Genomic DNA, 17,794 nt, shown 5'->3' on the forward strand with positions numbered 1-17,794 from the left:
TACCTTTTCTCCCCCTCACCCCTGCCCTCTCCCCAAAGGCCGAGAAAGCTATACTGCCCGCTGCTCGAAAAATTTCTCCACATCCACCACCTCCCGCGTCCGTTTCATCGGCGGCAGGCTCTGCCAGATGCGCTTGCCGTACTGTTTGGTAAGCAGGCGCGGGTCGCAGATCATCAGCACGCCGCGATCGGTTTCGTCGCGGATCAGGCGCCCGGCGCCCTGTTTCAGAGTGATGACGGCATGGGGAAGCTGGTATTCCATGAAGGCGTTGCGCCCTTCCTGGTTGATCTTTTCGATGCGCGCTGCCAGCACCGGATCGTCCGGCGGCGAGAATGGCAGCTTGTCGATGATCACCAGCGACAGCGCCGCGCCGCGCACGTCGACTCCTTCCCAGAAGCTCTGGCTCGCCACCAGTACGGCGTTGCCGAGGCGGCGAAAGCGCTCCAGCAGCTCGGTACGCGTTCCCTCCCCTTGCAGCAGCAGGGGGAATTCCAGCCCTTCCTTGTCGAAGGCCTCTTTCAGCAGTTCATGCGCCTCGCGCATCGCACGCAAGCTGGTGCAGAGCAGGAACGCGCGACCGCCACTGGCACGAATCACTGGCAAGGCAGCCGCCACTACCGCCTCGGTATAGCCGCGGCTGTTCGGCTCCGGCATGCCCTGGGGCGAGTAAAGCACCGCCTGGTTTTCATAATCAAAAGGGCTGTCCCAGAAGGCAGTGGCCGCATCCAGCAAGCCCATCTGGCTCTGGTAGTGGCTGAAATCCTTTTTCACGGCGAGCGTGGCCGAGGTAAAAATCCAGGCGCGGGTATGATCGTCGATCTGCTTGCGGAAAATCTCAGCGATAGAAAGCGGCGTGGCGTTGAGTTGCATCGCGCGATTGAACACCTCTACCCAGCGCACGCTACCGTTGTTCTCCTCGTCCATCCAGCGCTTGAGTTGCGCTGCGAACTGGGTGCCGCGCTGCCAGCAGTTTTCCAGACCGGGGCTACGTTCGGCCTGGGATTCGAGCAGTTTATTAAGCGCATCAAGCCTGGTCTTTGTTTCGACCAAGGAATCTGCGAAGCCGTGCGCAGCCTGCGCACCAGCCAGTGGCAAACGCACGCTGTCCTGCGGGAAAACCAGGCGCAAATCGCGTGCCGCCTTTTCCAGAGCCGCAGCACCCTCGGGCAACTGAGCGAAATCCTTGGCCGAAACCATGCCCTCGGCGTGGGCGTCGTGAGCCAATTCGAGCAGTTGCGAAGTACTCAGGTTCTCACCGAAGAACAGGCTGGCGGTTTCCGGCAACTGGTGCGCCTCGTCGAAAATCACCGTGTTGCTGGCCGGCAGCAGTTCAGCCACGCCCTCGTCGCGCAGCATCACGTCGGCAAAGAACAGATGGTGGTTGACCACCACCACGTCCGCGCCTTGCGCACGCTTGCGCGCTTCCATCACGAAACACTCTTTGTGTTGCGGACAGTCCTGACCAAGGCAATTTTCCCGCGTCGAGGTCACATAGGACCAGATGCCGGCATTTTCCGGCACCTCGCTCAGGGCGCTCTTGTCGCCGCTATCGCTCAGCTTGGCGAATTTTTCGATTTTCGACAGATAGACCGAATCGTCGCGGGTCATGAAGCGCCCTTCGTTCTTGGCGCGCTCCAGGTGAAAATGACAGACGTAATTGGCACGACCCTTGAGCATCGCTATCGTCACCGGCACCTTCAGTGCCTCGCGCATCGCCGGGATGTCACGGAAAAAAAGCTGGTCCTGCAAGGTCTTGGTGCCGGTAGAAATGATCACCTTGCCGCCGGCGAGCAGTGCCGGAGCCAAATAGGCGTAGGTCTTGCCGGTGCCGGTACCGGCCTCGGCCACCAGAATTTCGTGTTTTTCGATGGCATCTGAAATGGTCCTCGCCATCTCGAGCTGCTGGCTGCGGACGCGGTAATCCTTGAAGGAGCGTGCCAGCACGCCGCCTTCGGCAAAAATAGAATCCAGATCAAACATGAAGAAGGGTTTGCCAAACTTTGAGGTTAGGTTGAGAGCACAATTGTACCAGCAACGCCAAAGCCGCATCCCGGTTCTCAACCGCCGCCGGGCTTAGTGGTTCACCTAAATGGAAATTTTCTCCACGTACCGACAGCAGAAATGATGCGGGGGCCGGCCTCTGGTAAACCTGCTCAAACACATGCAGCACCGCTTGCGGTGACATTTCGTGGGTGGTGTATCTGGCATCCTGCGCAGGCTGAAGAGGGGAAAACAGAAATGGGCATGGGCAGGACACGCTCGCGTCGATGAACAGGACGAGATCGTGCCCTTCCAGATCAACCGAGTGCTCGACCTGCAGCTGAAAATCGGTGACCAGCTCTAATTCAGGCCACTCTGGGTGCTGTGCCCGGCCCTCGGCAAGCAGTTCGAGCAGCTGCGGCCCAAGGGCATCGTCGCCCCGGCTCGGGTTACCGTAGGCGAAGACTAGCAGCGGCGCCGTCAAGCGTCGCACCGGCCATCTGAGTTCTTGTTCAGGCGGTCGATGATGTTCCCGCCTGCGTCCACCAGTTCCACTTCCAGCGGCATCTTGCCCACGGCATGGGTGGCGCAGGACAGACACGGGTCGAAGGCGCGGATCGCTACCTCGATGTGGTTAAGCAGACCTTCGGTCAGTTTCTGGCCGTCCAGGTACTGCAAGGCCACTTGCCGCACGGCTTCGTTCATTGCCTGATTGTTGTGGGTAGTGGAAACGATCAGGTTGGCGCGGACGATCAGTTCGTCCTCGTTGATACGGTAGTGGTGGATCAACGTTCCGCGCGGCGCTTCGATCACGCCCACGCCCCGCAAAGCACGCTCGCCCCGACTGACCAGGTCAGTACCCAGCAAATCGGCGTCATGCAGCAATCCCTGAATTCCCTCGGCGCAGTGCAGCATTTCGATCATGCGCGCCCAGTGATAGGCCAGCGTGGATTGAGTGGCGCTGCCGCCGCCGAATGCCTTGAACGTCTTCCTCTCGGTCTCGGCCAGCGGCGTCGGAATGAAGTCGCAATTGTTGATCCGGGCGAGCGGACCGACCCGGTACCAGCCTTCTTCCCTGCCCCTCGACCGGATGAACGGGAATTTCATGTAGGACCAGGATCTGACTTCCTCGTGGATATAATCCCAGTAATTGCTGTAATCGACATGGTCAAAAATCGTCTGGCCGTGCTCGTCCCTGGCCCTTAAACCGCCGTGGTAAAGATCCAGTGCGCCATCATCCCGCACCAGGCTCATGAAGCAGGACTTGAAATAGCCGAAACCGTTGTGGAAATCTGCTTGATCACAGTAGATTTTCTTTATCAGCTCCACCGCATCCCGGCTCCAGGCAATCATCTGGTCGATGTCCTTCAACAGAATGTCCCGCTCTTCCGGCGACAGGTTCTTGTTCACGCCGCCGGGGATCGCCCCGGTACCATGTATCCGCTTGCCGGACGTGAGCCGGATCACCTCCTGCCCGTATTTGCGCAGGGCCACGCCCTGCCGGGCGACATCCGGATAGGCGGCGGCCACGCCGACGATGTTGCGTCTGGCCACGTCGCTGCCGAAGCCGAACAGCAAGTCAGGCGAGGCCAGATAATAAAAATGCAGCGCATGGGACTGGAGTACCTGGCCCAGGTGCATCAGACGGCGCAGCTTCTCGGCGGTCGGCGTCAACTGCGCGCCAACGATCATGTCCATCGCCTTGGCAGCGCCCAAATTGTGGCTTACCGGGCAGATGCCGCACAAGCGCTGCACGATAACCGGCACTTCCCAGTAGGGCCGGCCCTGAATGAATTTCTCGAAGCCGCGGAATTCGACGATATGAAACCGTGCCTGGTGCACGCGGTTGTCGTCGTCGAGCAGGAGCGTGACCTTGCCGTGGCCTTCCACGCGGGAGACCGGCTCAATCACTACGCGCTTGAGTCCTTCGGGATTTGCGGCGGTTTCAAGTTCAAAAGTCATTTTCTACACTCAGTCAAAATGCAGCATCTCATAATCCAGTTTCGGCTCCCGACCGTTCAACAAATCGGTCAAAAACTTCCAGATTGCGTCGCCAGAGGGTGGGCAGCCGGGCAGAAAATAGTCCACCTTCACCACTTCGGAGATCGGATGCACCTTGTCGAACGGCAGGGGCAGTTCAGGATCGTTGGGTATCTGGCCACACTCCAGCCCACCCTCGTAGCAGTACACTTCCTGGAAGCAGTCCCACAGGTCGATGTTGTTGCGCATCGCGGGAACACCACCGTTGATGGCACATGCGCCTATCGCAACCAATACTTTACAATTCTTTCGGAACTCTTTGAGTACATGTACATTTTCTGCGTTGCATACCCCTCCTTCAACAATGCCAATGTCGCACGGTCCGCAGCGCTTGATGTCGGTCAGCGGAGAGCGGTCGAACTCGACCAGCTCGATCAGGCCGAACAGGCGCTCGTCGATATCGAGTAACGACATATGGCAGCCGAAGCAGCCAGCCAGGGAACAGGTGGCAATGCGAACTTTGTTCTCACTCATCGCCACCTCCGGTCTGCACGTCCTTGATGGTGATGTGGTCAAAAACGCGCTGGCCGATCGGTACGGCGTAACCATGGCGTTTGATCAGAATCGCCCCGGTCGGGCACACATGGGCGGCTTTGTCGGTGACGGCGAGATCGGTATCACCCAGCAGGCCGCTAGCCGAATTGACCACCAAAAGAGTTTTAATTCCACGTCCGGAAAGTCCGAACACATTCTTGCCGTCAACCTCCCGACTGGCGCGCACGCAGAGTTCGCAGTAAATGCAGCGGTTGCGATCGAGCATCACGTCGGGATGGGAGGCGTCCGCCTCGCGTTGCGGATAGAAATGGTTGTAGTGCGGACTCATCATGCCGAGATAGTAGGCGACGGCCTGGAGCTGGCAATTGCCGGTTTTCTCGCAAGCCGGGCAGAGGTGGTTGCCCTCGACGAACAGCATTTGCGTCAGAGCAAGCCGGTCCGCATTGAGTTCCGCGATGTCGCTCAGCACTTGTTGGCCTTCCACCGCAGGCATGGTGCAGGAGGCAACATTGCGACCGTTGACGTTGACGGTGCACAGTTTGCAGCTGCCGTGAGGCTTGAATTCCGGGTTGTGGCACAGGTGCGGGATATAGACCCCGGATGCCAGCGCCGCGTCCATGATGGTTTGGCCTTCCTGGAACGGCACCGCTAGTCCGTCTATCGTAATCGTTTTGCTCATAGGTGCGCCCAATCGTCATCCCGCCCGGTGATCGTGCGCGCCGTCGCCAGCGCCCCATCCAGGTCGAAGGCCGGTTTGAAGGCAAATGCCTTGAGTTTGCTCTCGACCATATCGGGAAATTTTTCCAGAATATCCAGCACCGGGTTGGCGGCGCTGCTGCCCAGACCACAATGGCTCATGGTCTTGAGAATATGGCCGAGGCGCTTCAACTCTTCCAGATCGGAAGCGGTGCCGTACCCACTAGCGATCTTGCTCATGATCTTCTTCTGCAGTTCGGTGCCGACCCGACACGGTGTACAGAAGCCACAACTCTCGTGGGCGAAAAAATCGGCAAAATTCTGCGCAACCTGAAACAGGTCGCGCTTGCGCCGAAACACCATTAAAGCGCCCGCCGTGGGCAAGTCTTCGAAGGCGATTTTGCGCTCGAACTCCTTCCATGAGATGGTGGTGCCGGAAGGGCCGCTTACCTGCACTGCGTAGGGGCGCCCTTCTGCACCGCAATCGTCAAGAATCTGGCTCACCGTGACGCCGAACGGGTATTCGTAGATGCCTGGACGGGCAACATCGCCGGAAACGGAAATCAACTTGGTACCGGTCGACTGAGCCGTGCCTATCGCCGCGAACCAGGCGCCGCCTTTTTCCGCAATTTTAGCCGCACAGGCGAAGGTTTCGACGTTGTCCACCACAGTCGGCCTCCCCTTGTAACCGTACGTCACCGGGAACGGCGGACGGTTGCGCGGGCGGCCGCGTTTGCCTTCGAGCGATTCGATCAGCGCCGACTCTTCGCCGCAAATGTAGGCGCCGGCACCCAGATGGATTTCGATATCGAATGAAAAATCCATCTGACCGAGGATGGTCTCGCCCAACAACCCGGCCTCGCGACGGCATTTCAGCACTGCTTCCAGCTGCTGCAGCAGGTAACGATACTCGCCGCGCAGGTACAGAAAACCCTTGCTGGCCCCGACCACCCGCGCACCCACAGTCATGCCCTCGAACACCAGATCGGCGTAGCTGTTGAGCAGGACGCGATCCTTGAAAGTACCCGGTTCGCCTTCGTCGGCATTGCAGACAATGAAGCGCTCCGGATGGCCATCGATGTCGCAGATCACGCCGCCTTCTTCCTCGGCGATGGTGGCATGACAGAACGACCATTTCGACGCAGTTTTGAATCCTGCCCCGCCGCGCCCGCGCAGGTTGGATTTATCCACCTCGACCAAAGTTTCCTTTGCTCCGCGCGCCAGCGTGGCGCGAATCGCTGCTCCCGGCTCGAACGGCTGCCCCAGCAGGACGTCGCCGCGGTGGATATTGTCCACCACTTCGAACAGCATGGCCGGCCAATCCGCCACCGGCTTGCGCGAGCGAATCAGTTCCGCAATCAAATCCAGCCGGTTGTGGTCCAGTTTGGTCAGTGGCCAGCCGTTGATCAGCGCTGCCGGTCCCTGGTCGCACATTCCCGTGCAGGAAGTACTGCCTATGCTGACAAGGCCATCCTCCGACACCTTGCCCGGCTCGACCCAGAGCTTGTTGCACAAATACTGCATCAGCTCATCCTTGCCGAGCATCTGGTCAGTGATGTTGCCGGAGAAAAGAAGCCGGTATTCTCCGACCGAATGCGTAGAAAGGAATGAATAGAAACCGACCACGCCTTCCACGTTGACCCGTGGCACGCCAAAATGTGCGGCGATAAGATCGATGGCCTCGGAGGGAATAAAATGGCAGACATCCTGAACTTCGAGCAAAACCTGCAGAAGACGAGATGCATCGCCCCCATGCCGTTCAAGAATCGGCGTCAAGATTCGGGAAATGTCAGGGAACTCGAACTGCTGCATGGGGACGATCCTCCTGCTTGTAACTAATCGCGGCCGGAATGCCAGATCGAAAGTATCAGCCAGAGGCTGTTGAAGAACGCCACCATGAAGCCGATCAGGCCGAACAACGGTAAGCCGAACAGGGTAGGCCCGCCTTGCACCGTCATCACGATCGAAGAGCCGATCACCAGCGAGGCAGTCAGAATGCCCAGGGTCAACCGATTGACACTCGAATCCAGCTGGTGGGAAAAACGTTCCAGACGCTTAAGGTCAAGGTCGATCTTGAACTTTCCGCGCCGCGCTTCCTTGATCAGGTGAGCCACCTCGCGCGGCAGCGTGGAGAGGATGGAAAAAATGTCATGAAGGTTGCGCTTTCCACGTTTGAATAGTGCATCCGGCATATAGCGCGCGGCGATCACCCGCCGTACGAATGGATCGAGGTGCGCCACCATATCGAAATCCGGGTCGAGCTGACGGCCCAGACCTTCCAGGGTAATCAGCGCCTTGAATAGCATGGCTAGGTCAGCAGGCATCACCAGAAAGTGGTCGCGCATGATCACGGTCAGGTCGCCCAGCAGTTTGCCGAGGCGCAGATCCTTGAGCGGCACGTTGGCATAATTGAAGACGAATTCGTTGACGTCCGCCGCCAGCTTAGACTCATCCACCGCCGCATCGCCAGTCCATTCCAATAATACGTCGAGCATCCCTTCATCGTCCTTGCCCGCCAGGGCGGCGAGCAGGTCGACAATCTGGTTGCGGCGCCCATCCATCAATCGGCCCACCATGCCAAAATCGATCATGGCAATGCGGTTGCCGGGCAGGTAGAACACGTTGCCGGGATGCGGATCGGCATGATAAAAGCCATCGACCATGATCATCTTGAGCACCGCATCGGCCCCATGTGCAGCGAGCACTTTGCGATCCAGCCCTGCAGCTTCGACAGCCGCCAAATTGTTGCCGGGGATGCCGTCCACCCACTGCTGCACGTTCATGACATCGCTAGTCCACTCCCAGTACACCCTGGGGATCACGACAGTATCGGAGCCGGCAAAATTCTCGGCAAATCGGTCGATGTTGCGCGCCTCGGCCACAAAATCGAGTTCACGCCGTAGCGAGCGGGCGAATTGCATGACAATCTGGATCGGCTGATAGCGGCGCATTTCCGGCATCTCGAACTCGATCAGGCGTGCGAGGTGCATCAGGATGCGCAGATCGGCCTCGATCTTGGTGCGAATGCCGGGACGGCGAATTTTCAGGACCACTGGAGTGCCATCCTGAAGCTTGGCATGGTGCACCTGAGCGATGGAGGCGGCAGCAACCGACTCGGTCTGCAACTCCTGGAAAATTTCGTGTGGGGAGCAACCCAGTGCAGCTTCAAGCTGCGGCATCAGGCTTTCGAAAGGGACCGGAGGTACGCCGCTTTGAAGCTTTTCAAACTCGGCGATCCAGTTGGGTGGAAACACATCCACCCGGGTCGCCATCACCTGCCCGAGCTTGACGAACGTCGGACCCAGATCCTCAAGCACACGCCGCACCCTCACCGGCGTATCGAGGTGCATGGCATCGCCTTGTTCCTTCCAGTGGAGAATACGCCCCGCCCGTTCGAGCAGGGTGGCGATTCCCAGCTTGCGAACGAGATCAGCCATGCCATAGCGAATCAGGGTAGTGGTAATTTCATGCAGGCGCGGCAGGTCACGCACGACGTTGATGGTTTCCCAGATCATTGTCTGTTTTTATTATCCTAGAAAAAGCATTGAACCGCAGAGTACGCGGAGGAATTCAAAAGCACTTGTCCGCGGGTGATTTGGCGAGGGTACGCATCCTCCAGCGCACACCCAAACAGAGTTCCTGTGCAAGCCGATAAACTCTTGCCTTTCCTCTGTGTCATCCGTGTCCTCTGCGGTAAATTGCTGCTTTTATTTTTAATCGACCTTTTTCAGTTTTTCGGCCTTTTCATGCAGCGCGTCCGCCATGCCGGCGAGAATGCCGCTTGCCAGCGATGCCAGGCGCGCACTCATCTCGCGTGCCGCATCTTTGCCAGCCGCTTTGCCTTCATGCAGCGTGGCAGAAACCTTGTTGTTAAGGGTGCCCACCGTTTCGGCGACCTTGGCTCCCGTGTCCGTGCCGGCGCGTCGGGCATGACCAATCAAATCCTTCATTTCCTGCTTGATTTTGCCTGCCGCAGAATCGGCTACTACGCTGACGGTGTCGAGAAATTCCTCCTCCAGTCGCTTGAGGTTGACCAGCGCCCAGTTCAGGTCGGTTTGGGAAAAATCCTTGGCCTGCGAAGTCAGCTGCTCCAGCGCCAAGCGCGTCGCCTCGGCCGCCTTGGTCAACGCCTCGTCCAGGCCGGCAATTCCTTCCGACAGCGCAGCTTTCACTTCGCCCGCATGCTTCGCCGCACCCATACTGATACCCTCGCTCACTGCGGTGATCACCGGTTTGATCTCATCGTAGTCGAGCCTGCGTGTTCTCAGCGCCTGCAGCGTCAAATCTCGAACCCTGGCACGAACATCCACGCCCCCCTCAACCGACGAGCTGACCGCTTGTTTGATTTCTTCGGAGGAAAGTAGTTTCGGGCTGTTGTCATTCATGACGATCTCCTTCTCGTTATTCGAATTGTCTTGCTCTAAAATCTAGCAGAAATTGCTTTATAATGCGTGGTTTTCGTTGCTATTCCATGCTATCAGGCCAACCCCTTCCCGCTCCAGGATCACGCAAGCGCTACGCCAGCCTTCAAGGCTCGAGCGATGCCCTAGCGCTGGCGCAACTGGCGATACAAAAACGGCCTCTGATCATCCTGACAGAAACGGCTGCGGATGCCCAGCGCCTGCACGATGAAATCCCTTATTTCGCGCCGGATCTTTCGGTTCACCTGCTGCCAGACTGGGAAACCCTGCCTTACGACCAGTTTTCCCCGCACCAGGACCTGATTTCGGAGCGTCTGGCCACACTTTACCAGATTTCGCAAAACGCCTGCGATGTCGCCATCATACCCGCCACCACTGCACTTTATCGCCTGCCGCCGCGCGAATTTCTGGCGGCGCATACTTTTTTCCTGAAGCAGGGCACCCAGCTCGATCTGGATGCCCTGCGCGGCCAATTGACGCTGGCTGGCTATACACACGTCACCCAGGTAATAAGCCCCGGCGAATACAGCGTGCGCGGCGGCATCGTCGACCTGTTCCCGATGGGCAGCCCGCTGCCTTACCGCATCGACCTCTTCGACAACGAGATCGAGAGCATACGGACCTTCGACGCAGACACCCAGCGCAGCATCTACCCGGTCAAGGATGTCCGCCTGCTGCCGGCGCGGGAGTTTCCGCTGGACAAAATCGGCCAGGACACTTTCCGCCGCAACTTCCGCGAAAAATTCGAGGGTGATCCTTCCAAGAGCCGCCTCTACAAGGATGTCAGCCAAGGCCTGGCGCCACACGGTATCGAATATTATTTGCCGCTGTTTTTCGAGAGCACCGCCACGCTGTTCGATTACCTGCCGCAGGATGCGCTGATCTGCCAGTACCACGGACTGGAAATAGCCGCACAGAATTTCTGGCGAGACACCCAGTCGCGCTACCAACTGCTGCGCGGCGACCGTAACCGGCCGCTGTTGCCGCCGCAGGAGCTGTTCTTGCCTGTGGAGGCGCTGTTCACCGCGCTCAAGCCCTACCCGCGCATCGAATTGAGCACCGATAATCAGGACACAGAACTCAGCACTCAGGGCTCATCACTACCGCTGCCCTCGGTTCAGGTGGACCGCCGCGCCGACAACCCGGTCAGCCGGTTGCAGCAATTCGTTGCCGATTTCGACGGCCGCATCCTGATCCTGGCAGAAAGCCTGGGGCGGCGCGAAACCATGCTGCAATACCTGATGGAGCATGGCCTCAAGCCGGTGCCCTGCGAAACCTATGCCGACTTCATGGGGAGTCAGGAAAAGTTCATGCTCGGCACGGGGCCTTTGAGCACCGGGTTTGTTCTTCCCGCCTCCCCGACTCACCTCTCGCTCGCTTTCATCACCGAAACCGAGCTGTATGCCACTCAGGTGCGCCAGACTCGGCGCCGCGACGCAGCGCGCAAGTCCACCATGGAAAACATGCTGCGCGACCTGTCCGAGGTCCGCATCAACGATCCGGTAGTGCACGAACAGCACGGCATCGGCCGCTACCTGGGGCTGGTCAGCCTGGATCTGGGCGAAGGCGAGACCGAGTTTCTGCTCCTCGAGTATGCCGGTGGCGACAAGCTTTACGTGCCGGTTTCACATCTCTACCTGATCGGCCGTTACAGCGGCGCATCGCCGGAATCCGCGCCGCTGCACAAGCTCGGCAGCGGCCAGTGGGAAAAGGCCAAGAAGAAGGCGCTCAAGCAGGCACGCGACACTGCCGCCGAACTGCTCAACCTTTACGCCCAGCGAGCCGCGCGCCAGGGGCATGTGTTCCAGATCAAGCCGCAGGATTACGAAGCGTTCTCCGCCAGTTTCGAGTTCGAGGAGACCCCGGACCAGGCCGCCGCGATCCAGGCCGTGATCGAGGACATGACCTCCGGCAAACCGATGGACCGGCTGGTCTGCGGCGACGTCGGCTTCGGCAAGACTGAGGTGGCTCTGCGCGCCGCTTTCGTTGCCGTAGCTGACGGCAAGCAGGTGGCGATCCTGGTACCCACCACCCTCCTCGCCGAGCAGCACTTCCAGAACTTTACCGACCGTTTTTCCGAGTGGCCGATCAAAATCGCCGAACTGTCACGCTTTCGCTCCGCCAAGGAACAGACCGAAGCGCTCAAGGGCATGGCGGAGGGCAAGATCGACATCGTTATCGGCACCCACAAGCTGATCCAGAAAGATATCAAGTTCAATAATCTGGGGCTGGTAATCGTCGACGAGGAACATCGCTTCGGCGTGCGCCAGAAGGAGCAGCTCAAAGCCCTGCGCGCCGAGGTCGACGTGCTGACTTTGACCGCCACGCCCATCCCTCGCACCCTGTCGATGTCGCTGGAAGGACTGCGCGACTTTTCCGTCATCGCCACCGCGCCGCAGCGACGCCTGTCCATCAAGACTTTCGTCAGCCCCGACAGCGACGGCATCATCCGCGAAGCGGTGCTACGCGAGCTCAAGCGCGGCGGGCAGATTTATTTCCTGCACAACGAGGTCGAAACCATCCTCAACGTGCAGGAAAAACTCACCCAGCTCCTGCCCGAAGCGCGCATCGCAGTGGCTCACGGCCAGCTGCGCGAGCGCGAGCTGGAACATGTGATGCGCGACTTCTACCAGCAGCGCTTCAACCTGCTACTGTGCACCACCATCATTGAAACCGGCATCGATATTCCCACCGCCAACACCATCATCATCCACCGCGCCGACAAGTTCGGCCTCGCCCAGCTGCACCAGTTGCGCGGGCGCGTCGGCCGTTCCCACCATCAGGCCTACGCCTACCTGCTCACCCCTCCCGGTGAGGATGGCATCACGCCGCAGGCGAGAAAGCGCCTGGACGCGATCCAGTCCCTGGAAGACCTGGGCGCTGGCTTTTATCTTTCCATGCACGACCTGGAAATCCGCGGCGCGGGAGAAGTTCTCGGAGAATCACAGAGCGGAGATATGCAGGAGATCGGCTTCAATCTCTACGCCGACATGCTCAACCGGGCGGTAAAAGCGCTCAAGGCAGGCAATGAGCCCGACATTGCCGAGCCGCTCGGCATCACCACCGAAATCAACCTGCACAGCCCGGCATTGCTGCCCAACGACTATTGCGGCGATGTCAACGAGCGCCTGACCCTGTACAAGCGCCTGGCAAACTGCGCCACCCTGGATGAACTGGATCAGCTCCACGAAGAACTGATCGATCGTTTCGGCCTGCTGCCGTCGCAGGCCAGCGCCTTGCTCGACACGCACCGCCTGCGCATCCTCGCCAAACCGCTCGGCATCGCCAAAATCGATGCGAGCAGCAGCGGCATCCTGCTGCAATTCATCCCCAATCCGCCGATCGACCCGGTTAAAATCATTCAGATGATCCAGAGCAAGCCCGGCTGCAAGCTGGCTGGACCTGACCGGCTTAAAGTCAGCCGCGAGATGCCGGAAGTGAAAAACAGGGTGGAAGAGGTTGTGCGGTTGCTGAAGGAGCTGGGGTAATCTGTAGAAATTCAGACTAGGTCTTGCCTGCTGCGCAGGATCAAGTCTGAATCTGTAAAGGCTGCCTCGTGCCAGCTCCTGCCGTTCGCCATTCACCAGCCAGTGGCGGCAAGATACAAATTGCGGCCGTTGAGATACGGTTACAGTAATAACCCTCCTATCAACAATAGGGGAATCCCCGATTGAAAATGATCAGAATGGGCGTAAGGTCGAATTCATAACTTTTTTCGGAGAAATTATAAATTGCCACCGATAAAGACCCACACCTTTCATACGACATATCCAGTAGAAATAAATACCCCAGTATTCTCGCTGATGGCGTTGTGTACGACAGAATCAACATTATTCATGAGTTCTTCTGAGTATTGGGTTACACAAATGAAATAGCGGTAACTAAAATGCTGCCCGATGAATTCATCTGGAACACACGTTCTGGTGACGGTGCCGCAAAAACTATCAATGCCTTCAGTCAAAAATCACAGAGTATTTATTTAATCACTCTGAAAAGTTCAGAAAAGAGTATGGCACTGAAAATGCAATATTCTGGGAATGATGCATGCTTGACAAGATAGATGGCAGCGATATTTGCGTTGATTGTTCAATGCACCCCTCCAATTGTATTAATGAGAAAATAATTGATGCCTTATTGCCCTAGCTCGTCCAATGGCCTTGCTGATCACGCTGATCGGCTTGAGTATCGACAAGACACGGATCAAGGAAGATTCAAAATGATCACACCAAATATCCCTGAGAGAAAGGGAGTTGATTTTACGCAGGAAGCATTGGCGACACTTTTCCAACAACTGACGGAGCGCATCCGGGAAGTCTTCTGGATCGTTTCCCCAGATTGGCAAGAGGTCATCTATATCAGTCCAGGTTACGAGAAAATCTGGGGTCGGTCTTGCGAGAGCCTCTATGCCAGACCACTGTATTGGCAGGATTCCGTCGTTGATGCAGACCGCGAACAAGTCATTGCTGCGATGATGAGCATAAAAAGCACCGGAGACCTGTCTGATGTCGCCTTCCCGGAGTATCGAATACGCCGACCTGATGGCTCTGAACGGTGGATATGCGCGCGCACCTTTCCCCTCTTTGATGCAGAAGGGAATTTTCATCGAATCGCCGGAATTGCTGAAGACATCACCGAGTGCGAACAAGCCGAGGCAGGGCTAAGGGAGAGCGAAGATTTCGTAAAGGCAATTGCCGACCATATTCCCGCCCTACTGGGGTACTGGACCCCGGAGCTTCGTTACACCTTTGCGAGCAAAGAATACACTAAATTATTTGGCCACACAGAGGAGGAAATGCAGGGTATCCGGATACAGGATCTGGTGGGTGATGAACTGTTTAAGGAACGCGAACCCTACATTCGCGCTGCATTGCGTGGCGAACCCAATTCGTTTGAAGGCAAACTGCCCAAGCCCGATAGTGAAACCCTGCACGTTTTGGCCCAATACATACCGCACAAAGTAAATGGCCAAGTGCAGGGTGTTTTTGGGTTGGTCACTGACATTACGGCGATCAAGCGGAGCCAAGAACAGCTTCGGGTTAGCGATGCGGCCCTGAAAGCGGTCTCTCAAGGCGTAGTCATCAGGGATCCAGGCCAGTGCATCCTCTCGGCGAATGATGCCTTTTCCTCGATCACTGGCTACAGTCCGACAGAAATCATTGGCAGTGATTACTGCTTATTGGTAGGGCCGCTTACAGATCCACAGCAGGCCGATCGGATACGCATGGCTTTTAAGAATGGCACGGAATTCTCCGGCGACATTCTCCACTATCGCAAAGACGGCAGCGCATTCTGGAATGAGCTGACGATCTCTCCTGTGCGCAACGAGCAAGGGCATTTGACCCACTTTGTCGGCATCACTCGCGACATCACCGAACGCAAACACACAGAAGCAGCGCTCAGCATTGCCGCTGCGGCTTTTGAATCGCAGGAAGGCATGATGATCACTGATGCCAACAGTGTGATTCTACAGGTCAACCGCGCCTTCACCGAAATCTCGGGCTACACAACAGAGGAAGTTGTGGGCCAGACCCCGCGCCTGTTCAAATCAGGTCGTCACAATGCGGACTTTTATGCCGAAATGTGGGACTGCATCAAGTGCACGGGGGGTTGGCAGGGTGAAATCTGGGACCGGCGAAAGAATGGTGAAATCTATCCGAAATGGCTGACCATCACGGCAGTGAAATCGGATGACGGAACCATTACCCACTACGTCGGTGCGCACACCGACATCTCCACTCGCAAGGCGAAGGAAGACGTGATCAAGAACATGGCTTTCTATGATCCGTTGACCCAATTGCCGAACCGGCATCTGCTTAACGACCGCTTGAGTCAGGCCATGGCAGCCAGTAAGCGCAGTGGTTACTATAGTGCACTGATGTTTCTTGATTTGGATAATTTCAAGCCCCTCAATGATACGCATGGGCATATAGCCGGCGACTTGCTGTTGATTGAAGCTGCGGATCGCCTGAATAAATGTGTGCGCGAGATGGACACAGTGGCGCGCTTTGGTGGTGATGAGTTTGTCGTGATGCTCAATGGACTGGATACGGATGAAGCCGAATCGACTTCCCAAGCTGAGATAGTTGCGGAAAAAATCCGTATTGCGTTATCCGAACCCTATTGGTTGACCATCAAGCACGAGGGAGGAATTGATTCCACCATGAAATATCATTGCACGGCGAGCATCGGCGTGTCCTTGTTTTTCAACTATGAAGCCAGCCAGGGCGACATTCTCAAGAGAGCTGATATGGCAATGTATCAAGCCAAAAAGTCAGGGAGAAATTTGATTCGGTTTCATGACTCGAAAGCTTGAGCGACTGTATAGAGGGCGGAATCGGACGGTCGAGGCCGTGGTGCTGAATGTATCTATGAGAGTCGACAGCGGAAGGTTAAGACAATATAATCAACACTTCCCAGTGCCCGGATTTATCCGAACCGGCGAGCCAGTACCATCTGCTCCCTAGGGCTTGGCCGACTCCACCTGGGGCGAGGCTTTCTTCTCCACCTCAGGCTGTGCACGTGCCGCCGGCTTAGATTCTTCCAGCACCTGAAAAAAAATCTCATCGCGCTTGATCATGCCCAGTTCGCTGCGGGCGCGCTCCTCGATGGCGTCGTAACCCTGCTTGAGGTCGCGCACTTCAGCATCGAGAGAGGCATTGCGCGCTCTCAGTTTCAGGTTGACTTCCTTCTGTTGCGTGGATTCGCGGTCGACCTCCCATACCCGCAGCCAACTACCCTTCCCCAACCACAAGGGATATTGAAGCGCGGCAATCAGCACGACGAAGATCAGGGTCAGCCAGCGCATCTCGCGACAGTTTTTAACTTAGTTGGTAAAAAGCCTCTCGACCCGCGTAGCTCGCTGCGTCACCCAGTTCTTCCTCGATCCGCAGCAGTTGGTTGTACTTGGCGATACGTTCGGAGCGGCTGATCGAGCCAGTTTTGATCTGCATGGCATTGGTAGCCACGGCGATATCAGCGATGGTGGTGTCTTCGGTTTCGCCGGAGCGATGCGAGATCACGGTGGTGTAACCGGCGTGTTTGGCCATTTCGATGGCGGCGAAGGTTTCGGTCAGCGTGCCGATCTGGTTGACCTTGATCAGGACGGAATTGGCAACGTGCTTCTGGATGCCTTCGCGCAGGATTTTGGTGTTGGTGACGAACAAGTCGTCTCCCACCAGCTGAATCGATTTGCCCATGCGCTCGGTCAGCATGCCCCAACCTTCCCAGTCATTCTCGGCCATGCCGTCCTCGACGCTGAGGATCGGATACTTGTCGGTCCAGGCAGCAAGATAATCGGTAAACTGGGCTGCACTCAGTTCCAGGTTGTCGGCCTTGAGGATGTATTTTCCGTCCCTGTAGAATTCCGTACTGGCGCAATCCAGACCGATCACCACATCCGAGCCCGGCAGGTAGCCCGCCTTTTCGATGGCTTCCATGATGAATTGCAGTGCTTCCTCGTTGGAGGAGAGGCGTGGTGCGAAGCCGCCTTCGTCGCCCACGGTAGTGGCCAGGCCGCGCTTGCCCAGGATGCTTTTCAGGGTGTGGAAGATTTCGGCGCCGCAACGCAGCGCTTCACGGAAACTGGTGCTACCCACCGGGATGATCATGAATTCCTGGATGTCAGAGCTGTTGCTGGCGTGCGCGCCGCCGTTGATGATGTTGATCATCGGCACGGGCAGCCTCTTCGGACCTGCACCGCCCAGGTAACGGTAAAGCGGCAAACCGGATTCCTCGGCGGCGGCCTTGGCTACAGCCAGCGACACGGATAGCAACGCATTGGCACCCAGACGACCTTTGTTTTCGGTGCCGTCGAGTTCGATCAGAGTTCGGTCGATAAACGTCTGTTCTTCGGCATCCAGACCGATGATCGCTTCGCAGATTTCGGTGTTCACATTTTCAACGGCTTTCAGCACGCCCTTGCCAAAATAGCGCTGCTTGTCGCCATCACGCAACTCAACCGCTTCCTTGCTCCCCGTGGACGCGCCGGAGGGTACGGCAGCCCGCCCGATGATGCCGGACTCGAGCAATACGTCGGTTTCTATGGTCGGGTTGCCACGGGAATCCAGAATTTCTCTAGCGATTACATCTACAATTGCACTCATTATCTTTTCCTTAACATTTATTTAGATCACAACTTAATTTAATGACTTACACACTGGCCA

General features: G+C 57.3%; 12 protein-coding genes. 2 read left to right on the plus strand and 10 right to left on the minus strand.

Annotated features, from left to right (window positions below; translation table 11 throughout):
• Positions 1–48: 48 nt before the first annotated feature.
• From SCD_RS07910 to SCD_RS07945, 8 genes are all read right to left on the minus strand, one after another.
• Positions 49–1,980 (minus strand): ATP-dependent DNA helicase, encoded by a 1,932-nt coding sequence (locus tag SCD_RS07910; protein ID WP_009205624.1) that lies wholly within the window; start codon positions 1,978–1,980, stop codon positions 49–51.
• Complete coding sequence (locus SCD_RS07915) at positions 1,973–2,473, minus strand: hydrogenase maturation protease (RefSeq protein ID WP_232504394.1); 501 nt, start codon at positions 2,471–2,473, stop codon at positions 1,973–1,975. The genes SCD_RS07910 and SCD_RS07915 overlap by 8 nt, the downstream gene beginning before the upstream one ends.
• The gene (locus tag SCD_RS07920) at positions 2,461–3,942 is read right to left on the minus strand and encodes a Ni/Fe hydrogenase subunit alpha (protein ID WP_009205622.1); all 1,482 of its coding nucleotides are present in this window, start codon (positions 3,940–3,942) and stop codon (positions 2,461–2,463) included. The genes SCD_RS07915 and SCD_RS07920 overlap by 13 nt, the downstream gene beginning before the upstream one ends.
• 9 nt (positions 3,943–3,951) lie before the next feature.
• Complete coding sequence (locus tag SCD_RS07925) at positions 3,952–4,494, minus strand: NADH-quinone oxidoreductase subunit B family protein (protein ID WP_009205621.1); 543 nt, start codon at positions 4,492–4,494, stop codon at positions 3,952–3,954.
• Positions 4,487–5,194 carry a 2Fe-2S iron-sulfur cluster-binding protein gene (locus SCD_RS07930; RefSeq protein WP_009205620.1) on the minus strand — a complete coding sequence of 236 codons (708 nt, stop codon included), beginning with the start codon at positions 5,192–5,194 and terminating at the stop codon, positions 4,487–4,489. The genes SCD_RS07925 and SCD_RS07930 overlap by 8 nt, the downstream gene beginning before the upstream one ends.
• Complete coding sequence (locus tag SCD_RS07935; RefSeq protein ID WP_009205619.1) at positions 5,191–7,023, minus strand: NAD(P)H-dependent oxidoreductase subunit E; 1,833 nt, start codon at positions 7,021–7,023, stop codon at positions 5,191–5,193. The genes SCD_RS07930 and SCD_RS07935 overlap by 4 nt, the downstream gene beginning before the upstream one ends.
• A gap of 23 nt (positions 7,024–7,046) precedes the next feature.
• Positions 7,047–8,726 carry an ABC1 kinase family protein gene (locus tag SCD_RS07940; RefSeq protein ID WP_009205618.1) on the minus strand — a complete coding sequence of 560 codons (1,680 nt, stop codon included), beginning with the start codon at positions 8,724–8,726 and terminating at the stop codon, positions 7,047–7,049.
• Positions 8,727–8,924: 198 nt separating this feature from the next.
• Positions 8,925–9,596, minus strand: coding sequence for a DUF6781 family protein (locus SCD_RS07945; protein ID WP_009205617.1), 672 nt, complete (start codon positions 9,594–9,596; stop codon positions 8,925–8,927).
• Between the two features lie 86 nt (positions 9,597–9,682).
• On the opposite strand from SCD_RS07945, the gene mfd reads away from it, so the two are divergent.
• Both mfd and SCD_RS07960 read left to right on the plus strand, forming a co-directional pair.
• Positions 9,683–13,120, plus strand: a complete 3,438-nt coding sequence (mfd, locus tag SCD_RS07950; protein WP_041673393.1) for a transcription-repair coupling factor — start codon at positions 9,683–9,685, stop codon at positions 13,118–13,120.
• Positions 13,121–13,848: 728 nt separating this feature from the next.
• Entirely contained in the window at positions 13,849–15,945 is a 2,097-nt protein-coding gene (locus tag SCD_RS07960) for a sensor domain-containing protein (protein ID WP_009205614.1), read from the plus strand.
• Positions 15,946–16,092: 147 nt separating this feature from the next.
• On the opposite strand, the gene ftsB is transcribed toward SCD_RS07960, so the two are convergent.
• Together ftsB and eno are read right to left on the minus strand one after the other, a co-directional pair.
• On the minus strand, positions 16,093–16,437 hold the full coding sequence (gene ftsB / locus SCD_RS07965) for a cell division protein FtsB (RefSeq protein WP_009205613.1): 345 nt from the start codon (positions 16,435–16,437) through the stop codon (positions 16,093–16,095).
• Between the two features lie 13 nt (positions 16,438–16,450).
• Complete coding sequence (gene eno, locus SCD_RS07970) at positions 16,451–17,734, minus strand: phosphopyruvate hydratase (RefSeq protein ID WP_009205612.1); 1,284 nt, start codon at positions 17,732–17,734, stop codon at positions 16,451–16,453.
• Positions 17,735–17,794 lie beyond the last annotated feature (60 nt).

It is taken from the genome of Sulfuricella denitrificans skB26 (genome assembly GCF_000297055.2).
Classification (GTDB): domain Bacteria; phylum Pseudomonadota; class Gammaproteobacteria; order Burkholderiales; family Sulfuricellaceae; genus Sulfuricella; species Sulfuricella denitrificans.

What these genes read in the sequence shown, in the direction of transcription:
- SCD_RS07910 (WP_009205624.1), bottom strand. Translation starts at nt 1,980, where the DNA reads ATGTTTGATCTGGATTCTATTTTTGCCGAAGGCGGCGTGCTGGCACGC.
- SCD_RS07920 (WP_009205622.1), bottom strand. Translation starts at nt 3,942, where the DNA reads ATGACTTTTGAACTTGAAACCGCCGCAAATCCCGAAGGACTCAAGCGC.
- SCD_RS07925 (WP_009205621.1), bottom strand. Translation starts at nt 4,494, where the DNA reads ATGAGTGAGAACAAAGTTCGCATTGCCACCTGTTCCCTGGCTGGCTGC.
- SCD_RS07930 (WP_009205620.1), bottom strand. Translation starts at nt 5,194, where the DNA reads ATGAGCAAAACGATTACGATAGACGGACTAGCGGTGCCGTTCCAGGAA.
- SCD_RS07935 (WP_009205619.1), bottom strand. Translation starts at nt 7,023, where the DNA reads ATGCAGCAGTTCGAGTTCCCTGACATTTCCCGAATCTTGACGCCGATT.
- SCD_RS07940 (WP_009205618.1), bottom strand. Translation starts at nt 8,726, where the DNA reads ATGATCTGGGAAACCATCAACGTCGTGCGTGACCTGCCGCGCCTGCAT.
- SCD_RS07945 (WP_009205617.1), bottom strand. Translation starts at nt 9,596, where the DNA reads ATGAATGACAACAGCCCGAAACTACTTTCCTCCGAAGAAATCAAACAA.
- mfd (WP_041673393.1), top strand. Translation starts at nt 9,683, where the DNA reads ATGCTATCAGGCCAACCCCTTCCCGCTCCAGGATCACGCAAGCGCTAC.
- SCD_RS07960 (WP_009205614.1), top strand. Translation starts at nt 13,849, where the DNA reads ATGATCACACCAAATATCCCTGAGAGAAAGGGAGTTGATTTTACGCAG.
- ftsB (WP_009205613.1), bottom strand. Translation starts at nt 16,437, where the DNA reads ATGCGCTGGCTGACCCTGATCTTCGTCGTGCTGATTGCCGCGCTTCAA.
- eno (WP_009205612.1), bottom strand. Translation starts at nt 17,734, where the DNA reads ATGAGTGCAATTGTAGATGTAATCGCTAGAGAAATTCTGGATTCCCGT.